The organism is Allobosea sp. TND4EK4, from assembly GCF_900156025.1.
Taxonomy (GTDB): Bacteria; Pseudomonadota; Alphaproteobacteria; order Rhizobiales; family Beijerinckiaceae; genus Allobosea.
On record NZ_FTMO01000005.1, the window covers coordinates 134249 to 152852 of the forward strand.

At 65.7% G+C, this 18604-nt stretch carries 22 protein-coding genes and 1 pseudogene; 9 read left to right on the forward strand and 14 right to left on the reverse strand.

All coding sequences use genetic code 11. The features are described from left to right. Window positions 1-42 precede the first annotated feature (42 nt). A complete protein-coding gene (locus BW981_RS11475; protein ID WP_244560294.1) occupies window positions 43-1899 on the reverse strand; it encodes a TRAP transporter large permease in 1857 nt (618 codons plus the stop codon). Between the two features lie 155 nt (window positions 1900-2054). On the opposite strand from BW981_RS11475, the gene glpD reads away from it, so the two are divergent. After that, window positions 2055-3587: a glycerol-3-phosphate dehydrogenase gene (glpD, locus tag BW981_RS11480; RefSeq protein ID WP_076439229.1), complete on the forward strand. Its 1533-nt coding sequence runs from the start codon at window positions 2055-2057 to the stop codon at window positions 3585-3587. Window positions 3588-3599: 12 nt separating this feature from the next. Here glpD and BW981_RS11485 read toward each other — a convergent pair whose 3' ends face one another. Continuing rightward, the gene (locus BW981_RS11485) at window positions 3600-3953 is read right to left on the reverse strand and encodes a RidA family protein (RefSeq protein WP_076439231.1); all 354 of its coding nucleotides are present in this window, start codon (window positions 3951-3953) and stop codon (window positions 3600-3602) included. Between the two features lie 136 nt (window positions 3954-4089). Here BW981_RS11485 and BW981_RS23045 point away from each other — a divergent pair, with 136 nt between their 5' ends. The 5 genes and pseudogenes from BW981_RS23045 to BW981_RS11500 all read left to right on the forward strand — a co-directional run. Continuing rightward, window positions 4090-4230: a hypothetical protein gene (locus BW981_RS23045; RefSeq protein ID WP_175624100.1), complete on the forward strand. Its 141-nt coding sequence runs from the start codon at window positions 4090-4092 to the stop codon at window positions 4228-4230. Window positions 4231-4441: 211 nt separating this feature from the next. Further along, on the forward strand, window positions 4442-5248 hold the full coding sequence (locus BW981_RS11490; protein WP_139333731.1) for a hypothetical protein: 807 nt from the start codon (window positions 4442-4444) through the stop codon (window positions 5246-5248). Window positions 5249-5655: 407 nt separating this feature from the next. Continuing rightward, window positions 5656-5967 carry a hypothetical protein gene (locus BW981_RS11495; RefSeq protein WP_139333732.1) on the forward strand — a complete coding sequence of 104 codons (312 nt, stop codon included), beginning with the start codon at window positions 5656-5658 and terminating at the stop codon, window positions 5965-5967. 18 nt (window positions 5968-5985) lie between these two features. Next, window positions 5986-6369, forward strand: a complete 384-nt coding sequence (locus BW981_RS23050; RefSeq protein ID WP_175624094.1) for a hypothetical protein — start codon at window positions 5986-5988, stop codon at window positions 6367-6369. 55 nt (window positions 6370-6424) lie between these two features. After that, window positions 6425-6949 (forward strand): annotated as a pseudogene (locus BW981_RS11500) (integrase core domain-containing protein); the annotation flags it as partial. 365 nt (window positions 6950-7314) lie between these two features. On the opposite strand, the gene BW981_RS23055 reads toward BW981_RS11500, so the two are convergent. From BW981_RS23055 to BW981_RS11530, 6 genes are all read right to left on the reverse strand, one after another. Further along, complete coding sequence (locus BW981_RS23055; protein WP_175624101.1) at window positions 7315-7491, reverse strand: hypothetical protein; 177 nt, start codon at window positions 7489-7491, stop codon at window positions 7315-7317. A gap of 84 nt (window positions 7492-7575) precedes the next feature. Further along, window positions 7576-8100 (reverse strand): hypothetical protein, encoded by a 525-nt coding sequence (locus BW981_RS11510; RefSeq protein WP_076439237.1) that lies wholly within the window; start codon window positions 8098-8100, stop codon window positions 7576-7578. Beyond that, window positions 8093-8731 (reverse strand): acyl-homoserine-lactone synthase, encoded by a 639-nt coding sequence (locus tag BW981_RS11515; protein WP_076439239.1) that lies wholly within the window; start codon window positions 8729-8731, stop codon window positions 8093-8095. The genes BW981_RS11510 and BW981_RS11515 overlap by 8 nt, the downstream gene beginning before the upstream one ends. An 80-nt stretch (window positions 8732-8811) precedes the next feature. Beyond that, window positions 8812-9543 (reverse strand): LuxR family transcriptional regulator, encoded by a 732-nt coding sequence (locus BW981_RS11520; RefSeq protein WP_076439240.1) that lies wholly within the window; start codon window positions 9541-9543, stop codon window positions 8812-8814. Beyond that, complete coding sequence (locus BW981_RS11525) at window positions 9477-9779, reverse strand: hypothetical protein (RefSeq protein ID WP_076439242.1); 303 nt, start codon at window positions 9777-9779, stop codon at window positions 9477-9479. The genes BW981_RS11520 and BW981_RS11525 overlap by 67 nt, the downstream gene beginning before the upstream one ends. A 176-nt stretch (window positions 9780-9955) precedes the next feature. After that, window positions 9956-10210: a hypothetical protein gene (locus BW981_RS11530; protein ID WP_076439244.1), complete on the reverse strand. Its 255-nt coding sequence runs from the start codon at window positions 10208-10210 to the stop codon at window positions 9956-9958. 59 nt (window positions 10211-10269) lie between these two features. Between BW981_RS11530 and BW981_RS11535 the strand changes: the two genes are divergently transcribed. After that, window positions 10270-10500, forward strand: a complete 231-nt coding sequence (locus BW981_RS11535) for a hypothetical protein (protein ID WP_076439245.1) — start codon at window positions 10270-10272, stop codon at window positions 10498-10500. Further along, window positions 10497-10880: a hypothetical protein gene (locus BW981_RS11540; protein ID WP_076439247.1), complete on the forward strand. Its 384-nt coding sequence runs from the start codon at window positions 10497-10499 to the stop codon at window positions 10878-10880. Before BW981_RS11535 ends, BW981_RS11540 begins: the two co-directional genes overlap by 4 nt. Window positions 10881-11128: 248 nt before the next feature. Here the strand turns inward: BW981_RS11540 and BW981_RS11545 are convergent, their stop codons facing one another. Beyond that, a complete protein-coding gene (locus tag BW981_RS11545; protein WP_175624102.1) occupies window positions 11129-12187 on the reverse strand; it encodes a sensor histidine kinase in 1059 nt (352 codons plus the stop codon). Window positions 12188-12414: 227 nt separating this feature from the next. Between BW981_RS11545 and BW981_RS11550 the strand changes: the two genes are divergently transcribed. Continuing rightward, window positions 12415-13140, forward strand: a complete 726-nt coding sequence (locus BW981_RS11550; RefSeq protein ID WP_076439250.1) for an SOS response-associated peptidase — start codon at window positions 12415-12417, stop codon at window positions 13138-13140. Here BW981_RS11550 and BW981_RS11555 read toward each other — a convergent pair. The 5 genes from BW981_RS11555 to BW981_RS11585 all read right to left on the reverse strand — a co-directional run bounded on the left by BW981_RS11555 (window position 13137) and on the right by BW981_RS11585 (window position 18604). Continuing rightward, window positions 13137-13463 carry a hypothetical protein gene (locus tag BW981_RS11555; RefSeq protein WP_244560295.1) on the reverse strand — a complete coding sequence of 109 codons (327 nt, stop codon included), beginning with the start codon at window positions 13461-13463 and terminating at the stop codon, window positions 13137-13139. The genes BW981_RS11550 and BW981_RS11555 overlap by 4 nt on opposite strands. Window positions 13464-13696: 233 nt before the next feature. After that, the gene (locus tag BW981_RS11560) at window positions 13697-14173 is read right to left on the reverse strand and encodes a CC0125/CC1285 family lipoprotein (protein ID WP_076439253.1); all 477 of its coding nucleotides are present in this window, start codon (window positions 14171-14173) and stop codon (window positions 13697-13699) included. A gap of 623 nt (window positions 14174-14796) precedes the next feature. Then, window positions 14797-15792 carry a hypothetical protein gene (locus BW981_RS11570; RefSeq protein WP_139333734.1) on the reverse strand — a complete coding sequence of 332 codons (996 nt, stop codon included), beginning with the start codon at window positions 15790-15792 and terminating at the stop codon, window positions 14797-14799. Window positions 15793-16327: 535 nt separating this feature from the next. Next, window positions 16328-16726: a helix-turn-helix domain-containing protein gene (locus BW981_RS11580; RefSeq protein ID WP_076439260.1), complete on the reverse strand. Its 399-nt coding sequence runs from the start codon at window positions 16724-16726 to the stop codon at window positions 16328-16330. Window positions 16727-16780: 54 nt separating this feature from the next. Continuing rightward, window positions 16781-18604, reverse strand: a complete 1824-nt coding sequence (locus BW981_RS11585; RefSeq protein ID WP_076439262.1) for a hypothetical protein — start codon at window positions 18602-18604, stop codon at window positions 16781-16783.

Here is an 18604-nt window from a genome sequence, read left to right on the forward strand (position 1 = left end):
TCGGCAGCCGACGCATTGAGCGCCGGCGAGGCAAGCTGCGCATCAGAACAATGCCGCGAGCGAAGGCGCAAGCGCCGGCCACGCAGCCATGCCCAGCGACAGCGCCATGAGCGCGATCAGCAGCACCCCGAGCAGCGGCAGCACCGCCCGGAACACATCCGCGGCCGGCACGCGCATGATGCCGGAGACGACATAGACCAGGATGCCGAGCGGCGGCGTCAGTCCATGGATCATCAGATTGACGACGAGCACCACGCCGAACTGGATGGGATCGAGCCCCGCCGCGATCGCCACAGGCAGAAGCAGAGGCGCCAGCAGCAGGATCGCCGCGCCGATATCGAGGAAGAGACCGGCGGCCAGCAGCACCAGATTCGCCAGCAGCGTAACCGCGAGCGGCCCCGCCCCCAGCGCCGTGACGACACCGGCCATCTGCTCCGAGACGCGATCGACCGCGAGCAGGAAGGCGAAGGGCGCGGACGCTCCGATCAGCAGGCCGATCGCCGCCGCTTCAGCCGCGGATTTTCGCAGTGCGGTCACGACCCCGCGCCCGTCCAGGCTCCGCAGCGCCAGGCAGGCGAGCCCGGCATAGGCCACCGCCAGAGCGGACGCCTCCGTCACCGTCACAACGCCGAAACGGATGCCGACCACGACCACGATACCCAGTCCGATCGCAGGCATGGCTCCGATCAGCGCCCTGCCCCGCTCTGCCGCGCTCGCCTTGGGCGAAGCGTCCACCACCCCGCGCACCGACACATGGATGCCGATGGCCAGCGCCAGGGCCAGAACGCCGCCGGCGACGAAGCCGCCCACCAGCAGCGAGCCGACCGAGAGATTGGTCGCGCTCGCCAGGATCAGGAAGGCGATCGAGGGCGGGATGATGTTGTCCAGCATCGAGACCCCGGCGACGATGGCGGCCGCGTTGGCCGGCGGATAGCCGCGCGCCACCAGCGTCGGCGCCATCACCTTGGCGCCGAAGGCTGCGTTCGCGATCGAGGAGCCCGATGCGCCCGAGAAAAGAACGCTGGACACCAGCGCCGTCTGCGCCAGCCCTGCCCGCCGGTGCCCGACCAGCGTCGCGGCGAAGCGGATCAGCCGCTCGGCCAGCCCCCCTTCGGTCAGCAGTTCGCCGGCCAGCAGGAAGAACGGGATCGCCAGCAGCAGGAACTTGCCGGCGCCGCCGACCATGGTCTGCACGATCGCCGGCTCCGGCATCAGCCCGCCGAACGGCCCTGTCATCGAGACCCCCGCCAGCAACGCGAAGGGCAAGGGCGCGCCGAGGAGCAGCCCCGTACCCGCAAACAGCGTCGCGACCAGGCTTGGCGCCATCCCAATGTCGAGGGAGAGCTGCGCAACGCCGTAGAGCGCAACCCCCACCAGCAGCGACGCGGCGGCGGCGGCGAGGCCGCGCTCCCGCATGGCGCTGAGGAGCAGCGTCAGGATCGTCAGCGCCCCGCCGCCGGCGAAGGCAGCGAAGCGCAGCCATTCCGGCAGGCCGAGCACTGTCGAATGCCCGCCGACAAGCGCGGCGACGCTGGCCCCGCCGCTGGCCAGCACGAGCGCGCCGTGAAAGGCGATACCGTCTGCCAACACGGCAGCGATCCGGCCGAGCCCTTGCGGCAGCGAACGCACGAGAACGTCGAGCCGCATCGCCAGCACGCCGTTCGCCGCGAGCGGCATGCCGATGGCCACGAGCGCGAGGAAGAGCCAGGTCGCGAGTTCATCGGACCAGACGAACCCCGCTCCGGCGACATAACGCGCGACGACAGCCGTCATGACGAGGGCGAACAAGGCCGCCAGGAGAAGCGCGCCGGCGCCTTCCAGCAGCCTGCGCAGCCGGGCTTCGATGCGGGCAAGCGGCCGCCGCGTTCGGTTCTCCTTCCGCATCCGATCCCGTGCCATCGCGCCTTTCCGCATCCCCGGCCTGCTGTGGCGAGCCGGTAGCCCTATCGTCAAGCGATCTCGCCGCTCGGAGCTCTGGCGCTCCGGACAGCGCCTCGCCATTGCCGGGCTACCCCCTCCCGCGCTATGGCCCGGTGCGACAGGATCGAATGCCCATGCCACCCGAATCGCCCTCTTCCGCCGGCTTCGGCACGAGTCCCGCCGCGCCCTGCGACCTCGCCGTCATCGGCGGCGGCATCAATGGCTGCGGCATCGCGCGCGATGCGGCCGGGCGCGGCGCCTCGGTGGTGCTGTTCGAAAAGGACGACCTGGCGGGCGCCACCTCCTCGCGCTCCACCAAGCTCATCCATGGCGGGCTGCGTTATCTCGAACACTACGAATTCCGGCTGGTGCGCGAGGCTCTGATGGAGCGCGAGCGGCTCTGGGCGATCGCGCCGCACATCATCTGGCCGCTGCGCTTCGTTCTCCCGCACCACAAGGGGCTGCGTCCGGCCTGGCTGCTGAGGCTGGGCCTTTTCCTCTACGACCATATCGGCGGCCGCAAGCGACTGCCGCCGACACGCACGCTCGACCTCGCCCACGATGCGGCCGGCAAGCCGCTGAAGGACGACCAGGCCAAGGCCTTCGAATACTCCGATTGCTGGGTCGAGGACGCCCGCCTCGTCGTGCTGAACGCGATGGATGCGGCCGTGCGCGGCGCCTCCGTCCACACCCGCACGCGCGTCGTCTCGGCCAGCCGCGAGAACGGCCTCTGGCATGTGACCACCCAGAACGAGACGGGGCGCTCCGATGTCTGGGCACGCTCGCTCGTCAACGCCGCCGGCCCCTGGGTCGGCGAGGTGCTGAACGGCGTCGTCCACAACAACGCCAAAGCCAGCGTACGCATGGTGCAGGGCAGCCACATCGTCGTGCCGAAGCTCTACGAGCACGACCGCTGCTACATCTTCCAGAACGCCGACGGGCGGATCATCTTCGCGATCCCCTACGAGCAGGACTTCACCCTGATCGGCACCACCGACCGGGACTATCAGGGCGACCCGGCGGACGTCTCCGCCACGCCCGAGGAGATCGCCTATCTATGCTCGGCGGCGAGCGAATATTTTCGGCAGCAGGTCGCGCCTGAATCGGTGGTCTGGACCTATTCCGGCGTGCGCCCGCTCTATGACGACGGCGCCTCCAAGGCTCAGGAGGCGACGCGCGATTACGTCCTGACGCTGGACGCCCCGCAAGGCGAAGCGCCGCTTCTTTCCGTCTTCGGCGGCAAGATCACCACCTATCGCCGCCTCGCCGAGGCGGCTATCGGCAAGCTCGCGCCGCATGCACCCTGGGCCGCCCGCGCACCCTGGACCGTGAGCGGCGCGCTGCCGGGCGGCGATTTCGCGATCGACGGTTTCGAGGGGCTCGTCTCCCAGATCGCGCAGGCTCACCCCTGGCTGGAGCCTCGCACCGTCACCCGGCTCGTGCGCCTTTATGGCACCCGCGCCCGCGAGGTCCTGGCCGGAGCCAGGGACCATGCCGGCCTCGGTCGCCATTTCGGCGCCGATCTCTATGAGAACGAGGTCCGGTATCTGATGCGGGCGGAGTGGGCTTGCCGCGCCGAGGACGTGCTCTGGCGACGCAGCAAGCTCGGCCTGCGGCTTGATCAGGCGCAGCGCGAGGCGCTCGACGCCTTCATGCTGGGCGCCTGACGATCAGCGCGCTCAGATCTTGGCGGCGACGGCGGTGATCTCGATGCCGTAGCCGGGCGAGGCCAGCCGTGCCTCGACGGTTGCCCGTGCCGGCGCGTGGCCCGGCGCCACCCAACTGTCCCAGACCGCGTTCATCTCGCCGATGCGCGAGATGTCGCTGAGAAAGATCTGGACGCTGAGGATGCGCTCCTTGCTGCTGCCGGCCTGTGCCAGCGTGTCCTCGAGCAATGCGAGCACCTCCGCCGTCTGCTCGGCAAGCGGGCGGCCCTCCGTCTGCTCCGGGACATGCCCCGCGAGAAAGACGATGCCGTTGAAGATCGCGGCGTCGCACCAGCGGGCGGTCAGCCCGATGCGGTCGATGGTCATGGCGTTTCCTGTCTGATGAGGCGGGGCCGCCCGCTTCGCCCGCGGCCCGCGCTCCGTCAACCCTCGGATCGACGGCGCGATCGCGCTGGCAGGCGATTTGCCACCAGAGCTCGAAGGCCCCGCTCGGAGTATCGGTGTGAGACGAATCGGACAGGCACTGCGCCAAAATGAGATCGAAGGCTTCGGCGATCTGGCCCGGCTGGCCGGCGCGGTTGCGCTCGCCTCGGGAGCGGCCGCAAGCGGCATCGCCCTGCTGATGGTGATAAACTTCCGCTGAGGCGGTGGCCCTTCGCCTGAGAAGGCGGAGGCGGTGGAGCGGGTACCGGGAATCGAACCCGGGTATTCAGCTTGGAAGGCATGAGGGTTTCCGAGCGAACACAACGGGCGTTCCAACTTCGGAGCCGGCAAGAGCGGGCGATTTTGACGCCCTAGTTGGAATGCTCCACGCTGGTCGCCGCTGGCAACCCTCGGCGCCATGGAGCGGCAGGATGCAACTTCGTGCTCTTGTGATCGGGGCCATGCTCGCGTCGACGGCAGGGCCCGCGCCTGCCGCGGAGATTCGTCACCGGCCCCTCAGCGAGGGGGCGGGTTTCATCTCCATCGAAGGCCAGATCCACCTCGGCGACGAGATAGCTTTTGCCGAAGCCGCCTCCCAGTATCAGCGCGCAGCCGTCCTGCTCGTCAGCCCTGGCGGCAGTGCGGTTGCAGGAATGGCGATGGGCGAGACAATCCGCACAAGGCGCTTCTCCACTGGCGTTGCTCCGGGAACGGTGTGCGCGTCGGCTTGCGCGTTGGCGTGGCTCGGCGGCGTCAGCCGCGTCATGTCCGCCACCTCTCGCATAGGTTTTCATGCGGTCTTCCAGGAGGACCGCGGCGGCCCGCGTGTCAGCAGCGTCGGCAATGCCCTCGCCGGCGCCTACGCCCAGAAGATGGGGCTGCCGGTCGAAGCGATCGCGTTGATCGTCCGCGCGGATCCGAGCGGGATGGAGTGGCTGACGCCCGCCAAGGCCAAGGCGGCAGGCATCGCACTCTCGATCCTCGAGATCGAGCCGCCCTCGGGAAATGCGGCCCCCGAGGCGCAGCCTCGCCAGCACTTTGTGACTGGCCTTGATCCAAGCGGAGATAACTGGCTAGCGTTGAAGGCAGCGCCAGATATTCGCTCCCCTCGCTTGGCGAAGCTGCCGCCTGGAACGGGGCTTCGCGTAAAGCAGCGCGCCGCACGCTGGCTACTCCACGAGCTCGATGATGGGCGATCGGGCTGGGTTGCGAGCGAATATGTCGGGTGCTGCCGGTGAGACTCACATGCCGCATCCACAGCCAGAGAGTGCTCTGCCTGACATCTGGCTGGGGCGCGCATGCTGGAGCGAGGTTGACGCCAACTCAGACCTGCAGGCACCTGCAATGCGCTGTTCGATCACGTCCATAAGGCAAACGTGCAGAAAGCCACGCTGTGCGTACTGCAAGCAGCGGGGGCACGGACACGATGACGCGGTATCACAGGTTTGACAGCCGCCATCCTTTCCATTGTAGTGCGGACTCATCGGGGCTATTTGCCCGGGGAACGCGCTTCAGTCAGATGTTGAGTGCTACGTCGGCGTTGTGTCGACCTCTAGTTGCCCCCCGCCCAGGCCCTCCGCCTGCTGCGGGAACTGGTGTCGGACAGGAAGCGTTAACCTCGGGTATGGTATTGGGAGACGACACCATGTCTGCCGCATTGGATATGAGGATGAACTTCCGCCCTCGAGCTCACACACGCACTGAGCAGGAATACTCTCGCGCCGTGGCCGAGGCTGCAGCTGCGCGCGCAGTAGATGACATCCTGATTGCCCTCGTCCGCGCGGGAAATTCACCGGAGGTCGCAAAGAGCGTTGCCTACGCCGCTCAAGAATTTCTGGTTGGGGCAGAGGGCTATGAAGATCGCGCGCGTCAGATTTTGATAGGCGCGGGCTTTCGCAATGGCGAGCTGGGTTCATTGATTGATCAGCTTCGGAGCTTGCTTCTAGAGCACGCGTGATTCCTGCGGCGAGCGACTATGTCTGACAGCCAGTCTAGCTCGCCTACCTCAGGCGATCCGAACTCGACGCCGCCAGCTTCTGAGCTAGCGAAGCAACTTGCTGCGACGCTCGGTTCGGTTCGGTCACGGTTTAACCGGGAAAGCGCGCGTGTTGATAAGGAATCGAGCAGCGGCGGAATAGGTCGGTGGATTGGCGATGCTTCTCACCATCCAGGAAGCATTGCCTTCATCGCAGTTATCGGTCTGCTTATCTGCCTATTCACTTGCCTCATTATCTTCGCTTTCGCCCCAACAGCGCGTCTTGCCGTTATCATTGACAAGATTCACACCACCGGCGCCGCTTTAATTGCGCTCCTTGGCACCATTCTCGGTTACATCTTCGGCAAAGCAAACTCCCGATAGCGTTCCCACCAAGCAGCTGGGAGAAGACTTCGGGCTTCTCGCCGCGCTTCGATCGATCAGAGAGGATCGCGCGCCGGCGACGCGGCCTAACGATGTCTGGGCAATGGATTTCGTCCATGACCAGCTCGCCACGGGCCGCAAGATCCGGGTTCTGACGGTGGTCGACACCTTCTCGCGCTTCTCGCCGGCGGTCGATCCCCGCTTCAGCTACCGGGCCGAGGACGTCGTCGCCACGCTGGAAAGGGTCTGCGCGAAACTGGGCTATCCGAAGACGATCCGGGTCGATCAGGGCTCCGAGTTTGTCAGTCGCGACCTCGACCTGTGGGCCTTTGCCAAGGGCGTCACCCTGGACTTCTCTCGGCCGGGCAAGCCGACCGACAACGCCTTCATCGAGGCGTTCAACGGGCGCTTCCGCAGCGAGTGTCTGAACACCCACTGGTTCCTGACACTTGCGGACGCCGCGGAAAAGATGGAGGCTTGGCTCAGATACTACAACGAGGATCGGCCGCACGGGGCCATCGGCAACAAGCCTCCGATCCTGCTGCAGAATCGCGGCGGAGCACCCAGCCCACCGCCGTGACCGAAGGCCGGAAACTCTACCGTTCGGCGGTCCAGTAGATGGTCTCGGATCACTTGAGTGACGGACTCTACTCAAATCTGGAGGAAGATCAGGGTCTCAGGTCACCCACTCAATCTCGATTTCGAAACTGCGATACGACACGGCGGGCCGTGGTGCTTGACGAGCGCGCCGCCTCCGATTTCGGCGTCCTGCAGAAGGCGCTCGGCGACCGTAGGGCAAATGCCATGACCGAGGACGATCCTCGGACGTTCAGGCAGATTCCGAGACAGATCAACACTACCGCGATTGCGGCGAGCCAAAGCCAGTACTCGAGCAGATGCGTCAGGGCATGAGTGTCCAAGTCACCCGGCCCGCCGATGTTCCAGCTACCGCTTCACGCCCTGCTCGTCGCGAGCAATGACACGAGCGCCGTTCGTCTTTGCCATCTTGGCTGCGGCGGCCTCGACCTTCGCCCGACTGGCATCCGTATTCCAGAACAAGCCGCTTTGGTCCTTGACCGCCCAGTTCGGACCGAGCCGGCACACCTTCAGAACTTCCACCATGACGCCACCTGCACGCTACGCACCGTGTGACTCAACGGCATGCGATGAGCGGTGTTCCGAACCTTCCAAGGCCGCACGCAGCGTTCAGCGATGGGTGATGCCGTGGAGAGACCGTACGATGCAGATCAGCACCGCTGTGGTTTGATCCCGGTCGTCGAACAATTCGTCTTGATCGACGCTCCCCACATAGCTTTTCAGGGCTGCCATGTCGCTGAAGGACGGCCGTGGCCAGGCTGCCTGCATGCCGTTCTCATTCTCGCCCGCGACGTCGGCTGACCCCTCTGGTGGGCTAACGGTTCTCGCCAGGTGGTCCAACGACAATTCGATCGTCTCGAACGCCTGCCGTATCTGGGTGTCGCTGCCATAGATCTCGAACTTGATCAGCATGGATATATAGACGATCAGTCCCTCGATCGTGACGGGGACAACCTTGGCCGCCTTCTCGAAACAGCAGGTGGCGATGTCGCAATAGAGGTCGTTGGCCAGATCGAGCTCGGCGCTGGTACGCAGTCGACTATGCTCGAGTGTTCTGGTCCAGGCGTCGTAGCAAGATGCCCAGACGACGTATTCTTTCAGGAACGGATCCTGTCCAAAGGCCCTGTCAGGCATAGAGCCGCCTCCGGGTTGGGACGATGGGAGCCTTCGGCACTTCGATCACAGGGCTCTGGATGCCTTTGAAGGCGAGAGTTCTCCGCCACGCCTCCTCGGTGACGCTGATCATCGTGCCGACGCAGTTCATTCCGTCGATGTCCGCGGGGAGGCCAAGCGGGCGGACCTCCCAGCCGAGCTCCAGAAAGCGCGGCAGCCACCAGGTCTCCATCACGACGGTAATCGCGCGGTAGTCCTGCCGCAGGCAGTATTCCAGCATCGCCGCAAGAACGGTGTGGAGCGTCTTGCTGCCCGGCCCGCGGCGATCGGGCACGACGAAGATGCGTGTCCATTCGACGATGTCGGCCCCGCGCTGGATGCCTTCGACATTGGCGAGGAATGGAAAGACGTCGGCCATCAGGTGCGGCTTGAGAGTGGGCACCAGCCGGGTTCCGCCGATCACGCGGCCGTGGTCGAGGTCGAGCAGGTAAACGGCTTCTTCGGTGTCGAACTGATCGACCTCCCGGCCATCCGGTCTTCGCAACTGCTCCCAGCGGCGCTCATCGACATAGATCCGATGGCGGAGCCGGTAGTGCTGCTCAAGCTCGTCGCCATACAGGTGCTTGTTGTCCCGATCGATGACGTGAACCATCGGCCCCTCCCGCGTTAACGCAGGGGAAGCGTGCGGCCGCCATCTGTGGGCTGGTATCCCGGAATCCCGGTATATTTGAACTAAAGTGTAATTTCCTGTCGGCGCATGGCCTCGACGACTGTGTGGGTGCGCCCCCTGACGCTGAGTTTGCGGGCCGCACTCCTGTAGTGAGCCTCGACCGTCTCACCACTGATGCCGAGCCGCTCGGCGACGGCCTGGGTGTTCCTGCCCAGTGCGAACCAGGTCAGCACCTCGCGTTCTCGCGTCGTCAGGCGCCGGGCCAGCGAGGGTGCAGCGCTGCACGCCTTGGCCTTGCTGTGCGCATAGATCGACATCAGGTTGATCGCGGCCCTGGCCTCCCTCGTCAGGTCCGGCCGATCTCCCGCCATCGTCACGACGGCCTGAAACCCGTCCTGATTGTGGATCGGCACGCAAAACCCGTGAACCATCGAGAAATCCCGGGCTCGCTGCATGACCTCGCGCTGATACTTCGTGGCAAGCTCGTCACGGTAGATGTCTGACCATGCGAATGGATCGATCGACTGCTTGCAGTGGGCCGCGATCGGGTCGTGGTCAGCAAAGGATCGCGCGACATAGAGATCGAACCAGCCGCTGGGCCATCCGTTGATCAGGACGAGGGGATCGATGCGGTCTCCCGTGTCCGGCAAGCCGGTGATCAGGAAAGCGTGATAGCCGAAGGAGGCGAGCTTGTCCCGAAGGGCACCGACGACGCTTTCCGCGTTCGTCAGCGCGCTGAGCTGCGAGATGAAATCGAGTGCGTCCCGCCCTGTTTCGAAGCGCCGTCCTGGCATGCTCGCTCCTGGCCGTTCTGGCCGATTTGATCTCGCGCTCGCTCCAGCGCGGCCTTGAAGTTTTCGTGGAGATTGGACAGCGGCCCTGTATGGACGAGCCTGGCGTAGCCGCGCTTGATGCAGGCATCGATCTCGGCGGCCGGCACACCCTCGCTCTCCATTGCGAGCACGGCCTGCAGGAGCGCCGTGAGACGCCGATCGAAGGCCGGCAAACTCTCCAGATCGACGATCACCACCTGACGATCACCCGTTCGACTTCCCAGCCTTCCGGATCAAGTCACGCCTCGGACCGATTGACAACGGCAGATCGTGAAATGCCAGCTCAAGTCATCCTAAGGCCACGCTTCCGCGCGGGGGGGGGCGGCGATGCGCTCCAAGGCTCGATGTGGTGCGCCCGTGGAGCGAGCAGGGCTCACAGCGCCCGGATCTGCTCCTCGAATTCCTCCGGGATCGCACCATGGCGCGCCAGGACCTCGAGCGCCGCCACCTCGCCGGTCTCGTCGTCGGCCGAGACATGGATGACCGCGACGCCCTCGGCCGTTCTCCCCAGCCTTTCGCCGTCCATCAGGGCATGGTGCTTCGTCTTGGCCGGCACGCGCTGGCCGGGCACGAGCCGCTTCCGGTGCGTCTTGAACGGCTGGAGGAAGAAGGTGTCGACGTTAGCCACGGCTTGACTCCCGAGAGCGATTTGTTCTCATTCCGTTCTCATAACCGAGAGCGCAGCCGATGTCAGCCCAGCAAGCCGAGCCGTCCGCAGAAGACACCACAATCGATGCCGAAATCACGGGCGTGATCGCCGACCTGCTGGAAGAGCACGGCTCGGAAATGGCCGCGCTGCGGGCCCTCGCCCACGATTTCATCGTGCTGATGGCGGATGCCGATCGCTCGGTCTCGCGCGGCTATCTGCGCGGGCTGTTCTCGCAGGGCGCCCGGCCGGTCCGCGAGCCGGACGCGTGAGCGAGCCGCCGGGCCCGCACACCACGCTGGAGTTCTATCCCTGGATCGTGGTGCGCTTCCGCTGTACGCGCTGCCGGCGCTATGGCGATGCGAGGCTGGCAAAGCTGGCCGAGAAGTTCGGATCGCAGGAGACGATGGCAGAGCTGATCGCGCGCTTCCATGCGACCTGCCCGGGCCGGCCGACGACGAAAAGCGGCCGCATCGTCCACGATCGCGACATGGCCTGCGGCGGCTATTGCCCCGATCTCGCGACCAATCCACCGCCGGACCTGCCGCCCCGCATGCGCAGCTTCACCTTGATCAAGGGCGGGGCCGGAGACATGCTGCCGGGCGAGGCAGCGCCAGCAGAGCGCCGCCGGCGGGTTGGCGGAGACGAGTGACGGCTGGGCGCCACAAGCTGCCCCACGGCTGTCGCCGAAAGCCGGACGCTGGACGCGCTCAACCGACTTCGCGCACCTCGCAGACCCGCCGCGATGCCAGCCATCGCGCCGTCAGGCCAGTTCGGACCCAGGATCGTCGTGATGTCGGGCCGGATCATGCCGAGGGCAGGCAAACTTTCGGACCGCGTCCGCTTCATCCCGAAGCCGTACCGGCCCGCGCCGATTGAGGAAGCCTTGCGTCAGGCAGCCTAGTACTTCGCCCTACCGACAAGCTTGAACCGAACGCCTTCCGGCCTAAAGTCCAGGTGGCCCTCGCCTTCGAAGTAGGCCGCCACGATCCGCTCGATCAGCTTCGAGCCGAAACCACGATTGGAGGGCGGCGCAACAGGCGGTCCGTCGTTCTCGATCCACTCGAAAACGAACGCGCCGCCGGGCCGCGCCCACTTCATCGCCACCCGACCGGTCTCGCCGGACAGAGCGCCGTACTTGATAGCATTGGTGGCCAGTTCGTGGATCGCGAGCGATAGTCCCAGAGCCTCTTGGGGGGTTAGCTTGTCGCCGTCGCCGGCGACGTCAATGCGATGCTCGGCATGCCGGTGCGGCATCATCGCAGCATCGACGACCTCCTTAACGTCGGCCTCGGTGAAGTTCGTCTGCGTGAGGATGTTCTGCGCCCTCGCCAAAGCTTCAAGACGCGCGCTGATGGCAACTTGGCCTTCCTCGATCGAGGATGCGTTCCGCAGGGTCTGGCTGACGATCGCCTGCACGATGGCAAGCGTATTTTTCATCCGGTGCGCGAGTTCAAGGTTGAGCACCCGCTGTGCTTCCTCGGCACTCTTCGCCCGCGTAATGTCGGATGCCGCGCCCATCCAGCTGACGATAGCGCCAGTCTCGTCGAACAGGGGAACAGCTCGCGACAGAGCCCATCCGACCGTGCCGTCCGCGCGATTGACCTTGTGTTCGATATTGTACGTGTCGCGTTGCTCTATCGAGCGATGTATCTCGGCGCGGACGAGGTCCCGATGCTCCTCCGGAATGTACTCTTCGAGCCAGTTGCGGTTTCCGCTCGCGCTATCGGGAATGAAGCCGCCGCCCTGGAGCTGATCCAGGACGCTCCAGTCGCCGTTCAACCGGTAACGAACTTCGGATGACGAGCGAATAAGCGCGTCCAGGATCGCGGTGGCTTCCTCCAGTTCCCGGCGGTTCGACTTGCGAAGTGCTTCCAGTGCCTCTTCCTGTTCCGCGCATCGCGCCAGGAGCTGCGCGATCTCGGCCGGATCGCTTACGGCGAGCGTGCTGTCAGTCAAGAGGTTGCTGCTTTTCGCGCGGGAAAGAGAGTCCACATTTTACCGGGCGAGTCTGACGATGTCACCTTGCAGCGTGGCCTCCCGCTGCGGATCGATCGCCGTCCAGCCTCGCGGGTGAATTTTGCCGGCACGACCTTCGCCGTGCGGCTTTGCCCTACAGCGGACTCTGGGAGTGTCTGCTAGGGCCAACGGCAGACACATCGAGCAACAGCCGCTAGCATAGCGAAATGTGCAACCTCTACAGCCACACCCGCAACGTCGATGCGATGCGGAAGCTTTTTGCTGCCTTCGACGTGATGGCGCAGGTGGTGCCTCAGCCGGGGATATTCCCCGACTATGAAGCGCCGATCATCCGGAACGAGGGCGAAGGCCCGCCGCGGCTGACGATGACGCGCTGGGGCATGCCGTCGTCGAAGAAGGCGATCCTCGACGCAGCGACCAAGCGGGCCGACAAGCTGCGGGCGAAGGGGAAGCCGGTCGACTTCGACGAACTGCTGAAGATGGAGCCGGACGGCGGCACGACCAACGTCCGCAACACCTCGAGCTCGCACTGGAAACGCTGGCTCGGCGTCGAGAGCCGTTGCCTCGTCCCCTTCACCTCCTTCAGCGAATTCGACTGGGGCTCGAAGCAGGACATCTGGTTCGCCTTCGGGGAGGAGCGGCCGACCGCGTTCTTCGCCGGCATCTGGGCGCCGCAATGGACCAGCGTGCGCAAGATCAAGACCGGCCTGGAGACGATCGACCTCTATGGCTTCCTGACGACAGAGCCGAATGCTGAGGTCGGTGCCGTCCACCCCAAGGCCATGCCGGTGATCCTGACCACACCGGAAGACTGCGAGACCTGGATGACGGCGCCGTGGGATGTCGCGAAGGAGCTGCAGCGCCCGCTTCCGGATGGTTCGCTCGATGTCGTGGCGCGGGGCGTGAAGAATGATGGCGAGTCGCTCGGCTAGCGAGCCCTCGCCTCGGCCATCAGTTCCCTCAAGAGCTCCTCGATCTTCTCGTCGCTGAACTGATCGATCGCTTCCGGCCCGCCGGGAGGGCCGCTCGGCCGAAATCCGTTGGCGATCAGAAGCTGGTTGAAGCGCGGAATGGCTGCCTTAAGGACCTCTCGTCGCACTTCAGGAGGTTGCTCCAGAACCCGATCGACCGTCAGCCTCGGCAGACGCATTTGGCCGGCTTGAGTCAGCGCCTCGTGCAGCAGGGCCTGAGGGACCGTCGTTGATGGCGGCTTTTCCTGATGAGCTTCAGCTGCGGTTGCGACGGCGTAGCTCAAGCCGGTACCGGGCAGTGATGCCGTAATGCGCTTCGTGGGTGAGCCGCCGAAAAGCCGGAACGAGAGGGATAGAGGCGACCCACCAACCTGGCCTCGCACTCCGCGATGCGAGAGGTTCAAGCGGAACCCTGGAAAGATCCTCAAGGACTTGCGCCACCGAAAGCCCATCTCTCACACGCCCGTCAAGATCCACCTCGGCCCGTATCAGCCGATCGTCGTCCACAAAACGAAAACTACTGCTCGGCGCGCAGTCGAGCGCCAACGATCTTATCGATCTCGGCGGCGCTGAAAGCGCCGGGTGGGGGCTGCTGACCTAGACCGACTTTTATGATGCGGACGTAGGCGTCCTGGCCGGGCTTCACGACCGTTTCACTGTAGCCAGGACTGGTCGTAATGAAGGCAGAATTGCCGATGCGATTTACAGTCGAGGTTCCGGGCGTGGTGATGATGCCAACCGAAGCTTGGTCTTGAGATCCAGCTATCACGAAATGCGTGCCGCCTTGGGCGAGCGTCAGCTCGGCCGACTTCAGCAGCACGAAGTCCTGAACTCGCGAGGAAGCGGTGTAGCCATTTCCACGGGCGACCACCCTCCAGATATCTGATGTTACCTGCTCTGCCTTGACGCCGCCCGCATACCCCATTTCCCCGTATTTGGTCGCGCAGGATGCTAGGGCCACGCTCAACGCGGCGACCATCACGAGCTTCTTCATTTTCCCCTCCAGACTCGACCTTCAGATCAGCACACGCATGGCGCGCCAGTCGAGTCGGCCTTTCGCCTATGGCTAAACGCTCATGGACTAATGACGGCGTCGCGGGCTGCGGCTCTCACGGTCGCTGCAGGAACCGGATCGCGGGCCGGCTGCTGCCGTCCCGCTTCTGCCGGAGGTCGCCGCGGACTTTCTCCTGCCCCTCCGTGTGCTCGGGCGCCCCAACCGCGACGCTCTCTGAGGTGCAGTGGGTCCTGGGAGGGGAGCCACAGACGCGGCCGAGTTGGCCCCAACCGACGCATCGGCCATTCGGGCCGCGGTAGCCAGGTCCGCCACGCGACCCGCAGCCCGAAGCGGCCTCTACATCGTACCCTGCCAGGGTAAGGGACGCGGCGAGAAGCCCTACCCTCGCCAGCCGGCGCATTTGCCATTGGCCTTCCGGTAGCCGGGGCCGCCCTTCGATCCGCAGCCTCCGCGGGCCAGTTGGAACGCCTCAGCCGTAATCGCGACGGCGGTCTCCCTCACCTGCTGGGTCGGCGCCGATGCCTGTACCGGCATCGCGATCCAAGCGGTTACGGCCACAGCTGCCAAACGGTAGATCATGTGCATCATTCCCTCCCGCGGGTTTACTCCGCCATCCCGATCATCTGCCGGGCAGCAGCGCTGGCGTTCGTCAGCGCCTTCTCCCGCTCCTTCGCCAGGTCGCCATCCTTAGCCGCCAGGAAGGAAGCTCGTGCCGCGGCCTCAATCTCCGGCCGGCAGAGCTCCAGCATGCCCTCGTAGAGCTTCCGCTGCTCGATGAACTTGCCATTGCGGGCCGCGGCGAAGGTCGACAGGCACTCCCGGAGATCCTTCGGCAGCGCTGCCGCAGCGCTACCGACATTGCTCGGAGATGGAGCGGGTTGTGGGGTGACTGCCGCTGGCGTCGTGGGGTTAGGGGCCGCCTGAGGGCGACCACCCTGCCCGGCCTTCAACTGCACCGCATTGGTGACCACGTTGTTCCGGACGACCTTCCGCAGCTCCTCGCGCAGGTCGGGCTCGGCCGCCGCCGAATAGTTTTGCCCCATCCTTGTGCGGACGAGGTCGACCCGGGCCTGAAGCGCGTCATCGATCTCCTTCCGGCAGATCGTCATCGCGGCAGTGGAGAGAACCTCTGCGGTCTCTGACGATGAAATGAGCTTTCCCAACTGGTCGGTGGTGCAATCATATGCCCTGTCACGGAGGGTGTCGGCCGCTCGCTCGAGCCTTTCGATATTCTGCTGCCGCTCGACCTCGCGCCGGGCCTGTTCCGCCCTGGCGGCGGCCTCGGCCTGGTCCAAAGCAGCGATGCGGCGATCCATGTCCGGCTGCAGCCTTGACCGCACCGCCCTGGGCAGGTCGTCGCTATAGGCCCCCTTCACGAACACCAAGCCGGTGCCGGATCCATGTAGATTGTCGTGCGCCACTGCGATCTCGACCAGAGCATTGGTGCAGGCACGCCAGCCTTCGGCGATCATTGGGCCGAGGTTGTTTTGCCGGTAGCCATTCACGACGTCAGGGTGACGCGCCGCCTCCCGGGCGATGCAATCTGTGGCTGCCCTGATGGTCGGCAACAGCAGGCGGCGCTTCTGCTGCTCAGTCATCTGAGCCCACGCGCTCGAGGCAGCGAGACCTGCTGCCGCTATCAGAGCGATACGCGCCGACCACATTTGCCACGACCTCGACACAATCGCTCAACTAAAGCGCGAGAATGGGGACGTGACAAGCGGCTTGGTCACGTCGGGAGTAGCGGTCCCCTCCATCTACTCGGGCAGGGCTGTCGAAGACATGGCCGCGGCTAGGGTCGCTGCTAGCTGGCACGCCGCTTCGAGCAAGCTCGCACGCGACGCCCCAGAACTCATCGTTCCCAGGGCTTTTTCGCGGGGCCCTTCAGCGCGAAAAGCTGCCTAAGTAACCGGGTTTTGCGCGCGAACGCCACTGGCGAAAGGCCGTCGCTTTCTCGCGGGATCCATAATCTGCCCCCGCGGGCTCGGTTATACTTAGGACTAAAGTCCTCGATTTGCTCACTCGAGTAGTAGACGCGACCCGCAGTTGAGATTGGCGCGATCCGCCCATCGGCGACATAGCGCTGGAGGGTTCGCGTGGAGATGCCGCAGAGTCGAGCGAACTCGGTCTGGTTCAAGATTCTTTTTTTTCGACGGGCTTGGCAGCACCGACCAGCTTGAGAATATCGAGAGCGACGTCGTAAGGCAGCACCAGATCCATCGTGAGACGGTAAGATCCGTCGGGCTGGGCCACCAGGTTGGGGCCAGACTGTGACGCCTCCACCTTAGCCGGAATCAACTCCTGCGGCGGAATCTCTAGGACAGCAGCGAGCGCTTGAACAACCTCCGGGCGCGGCAGGTTTTGGCCCGACTCGTAGCGAGACATGCTGGCTCGGTCCAACTTGACGTCGTTGGTCAGCATAGCCCTGACGCGGCGGGTGAGCTCAGCCTGGTTGAGGCCTAGCTCTTGTCGCCGCCGGGCCAACGTCTGCGCAAACCGCATCGCCCTCAAGCGGTCGTCCTGACTCTTCATGCCCAAGCGCCTCGCGTGACCGTTGAAAACGGTTACGCAAGCTGTGCATGAAATTCAAGCCGGTCCTATGCGCTGGCCCTTGGGAGCCGGACGAGGAGCCCGCACCCCTCCCCCTCTTTCGTCTTCGCCACTCAACTGGCGCGCCGCCTCGCCCCGCCGCAGGATCTTGCCGACGGCCGGGTTGCTGGCCGGCGCAGGAACCTTGCCGGCGTCGGCGCTGAGCAACTGCTTGGCGAGCTTCGGGTCAAACATCGCCCGCGCCAGCAGGCGATCGGCCGCGGCCGCGCTGCCGTCGTCGAGTTGCGAAGCCAGCAGCCTCGCGGTGCGGGTGATGCCGCCGCCCTTCAGCATGCCGAAATAGAGCTTCGCGCCGGCCTCGAAGGTCCGCCAGTAGTCGGCGCCGGCCTCGGCCGTCTTCGATCCGACGCCCGCCTGCTGCGCGCGCTTGGCGAGAGGCGCGAGCACCTTCTGCGCGCTCTGCAGCGAGTTCATCTCCTCGGGGCTGTACAGCTTCGCCAGGGTGCCGCGGTTCTGCTCGAAGAACTTGGTGAGCTGCGCGAAATTGACGTTCTGCGCGCCCTCGCTGACGTTCTGCGGCGCGACGCCGGAGACTTTCGTGGCGATATGCTCGGCCACGGCCGCCTTCAGCCCGTCGCGCGCCGCCGGGTTCTTCCCGACGCTGGCGACGAGATCGGCCATCGCCTGCTCCGGGTTCTCGGCGGAGAAGACGGCGGCCGCCGCGTTGTCGGGGCTCTTGTTGCGCACCGCGCCGAGGATGCCGCCCTCGGCCTCGCTGCGGACCGTCCCGGCCCGGCGCTCGGCGTCGGCCAGTTGCGTCGCGTATTCGCCCTTCAGCGCCGTGCCGCGCCGGGCGTCGCGCACGAGGCCGTCGATCTCCTGGCGCAGGCCGGGGACGGCTTCGACGAGTTCGCTGTTGCGGTTGCGCCAGAGCGCGAGCTTCTCGCCGTCGATCGCGCCGCCCTTGGCGACGCCGCGCGAGGCGAGCTGATCGAAAAGCCAGGTGCGGGCGTTGGCCGCGACCGCGTCGCGGTTGCCGCCGAGCTCGGCGATCCGCATCAACGCTTGCGCGTCCTCCGGCCTCGTCAGGAAGTTGCCGGCCATCTCCGACGGCAGGACGCTCGGGCTGTTGGGGTTGCTCTTCAGCGTGGCGTCGACGCGGCCGCCGGCGCCCTCGCGGAAGTTCGGCTGCACGCGGGTCGCGAAGTTCTCGCTGGCGGCGCGCGCGGCCTCGCCGGCGGGGCTGCCCTCGGCGGCCAGCCGCTCGGCGTAGCGGGCGGTTTCGTCCTTGAACTGGCGAAGCTGCTGCACGACCGCGCCATTGTCGAGGTTCGCCTTGATGTCGGCCTCGATCTCCGCCCGCAGGCGGTTGACGTCGGCCATCGTGGCGTTGCCCTCCATCTCCGCGAAACGGGTCGTGTACTTCTGCACGGCCGGGTTGAGCGGCGCGACGGCGCTGCCCTGTCCGGAGACCGCCTGCGCAGTGTCCGCCAGCGGCTGCACCGGCACTTCCGCCTGGGCGATGGCCGGGTCGTTGTAGAGCGCCGCCGAACGCTGCTGCTCGGCCTGGCGCGTGGTGCGGTAGGTCTCGTCGATGTTGCGTGAAGCTGCACTCCCCCGCCCGATGTTGGCGTTGAAGTCGTCGGCGATCGGGCGCTGCGCGGTCTCGACCGCGCGGATCTCGCCGGCCGCCTTGTCGACGGGGCGCTGCGCCTGCTCCAGCCGCATGTCGACGATGTCGCCGGCGCGCTGCGGGAAAGCGCCCGGGTCGGCATTCGTCGGCCGCAGGCTGTTGACCTCGCCCACGGCGGCATCACGCAGCGCCGTGTCGCGGTCGACGAAGCTGAAGCGCGACTTCAC

Excerpts from the sequence above, each read along its gene's own strand:
- BW981_RS11495 (WP_139333732.1), top strand. The coding sequence starts at position 5,656 with ATGTCTGCCGCATTGGATATGAGGATGAACTTCCGCCCTCGAGCTCAC.
- BW981_RS23055 (WP_175624101.1), bottom strand. The coding sequence starts at position 7,491 with ATGGTGGAAGTTCTGAAGGTGTGCCGGCTCGGTCCGAACTGGGCGGTC.
- BW981_RS11550 (WP_076439250.1), top strand. The coding sequence starts at position 12,415 with ATGTGCAACCTCTACAGCCACACCCGCAACGTCGATGCGATGCGGAAG.
- BW981_RS11515 (WP_076439239.1), bottom strand. The coding sequence starts at position 8,731 with ATGGTTCACGTCATCGATCGGGACAACAAGCACCTGTATGGCGACGAG.
- BW981_RS11510 (WP_076439237.1), bottom strand. The coding sequence starts at position 8,100 with ATGCCTGACAGGGCCTTTGGACAGGATCCGTTCCTGAAAGAATACGTC.
- BW981_RS11520 (WP_076439240.1), bottom strand. The coding sequence starts at position 9,543 with ATGCCAGGACGGCGCTTCGAAACAGGGCGGGACGCACTCGATTTCATC.
- BW981_RS11535 (WP_076439245.1), top strand. The coding sequence starts at position 10,270 with ATGTCAGCCCAGCAAGCCGAGCCGTCCGCAGAAGACACCACAATCGAT.
- BW981_RS11490 (WP_139333731.1), top strand. The coding sequence starts at position 4,442 with ATGCAACTTCGTGCTCTTGTGATCGGGGCCATGCTCGCGTCGACGGCA.
- BW981_RS11475 (WP_244560294.1), bottom strand. The coding sequence starts at position 1,899 with ATGGCACGGGATCGGATGCGGAAGGAGAACCGAACGCGGCGGCCGCTT.
- glpD (WP_076439229.1), top strand. The coding sequence starts at position 2,055 with ATGCCACCCGAATCGCCCTCTTCCGCCGGCTTCGGCACGAGTCCCGCC.
- BW981_RS11570 (WP_139333734.1), bottom strand. The coding sequence starts at position 15,792 with ATGACTGAGCAGCAGAAGCGCCGCCTGCTGTTGCCGACCATCAGGGCA.
- BW981_RS11560 (WP_076439253.1), bottom strand. The coding sequence starts at position 14,173 with ATGAAGAAGCTCGTGATGGTCGCCGCGTTGAGCGTGGCCCTAGCATCC.
- BW981_RS11580 (WP_076439260.1), bottom strand. The coding sequence starts at position 16,726 with ATGAAGAGTCAGGACGACCGCTTGAGGGCGATGCGGTTTGCGCAGACG.
- BW981_RS11485 (WP_076439231.1), bottom strand. The coding sequence starts at position 3,953 with ATGACCATCGACCGCATCGGGCTGACCGCCCGCTGGTGCGACGCCGCG.
- BW981_RS23050 (WP_175624094.1), top strand. The coding sequence starts at position 5,986 with ATGTCTGACAGCCAGTCTAGCTCGCCTACCTCAGGCGATCCGAACTCG.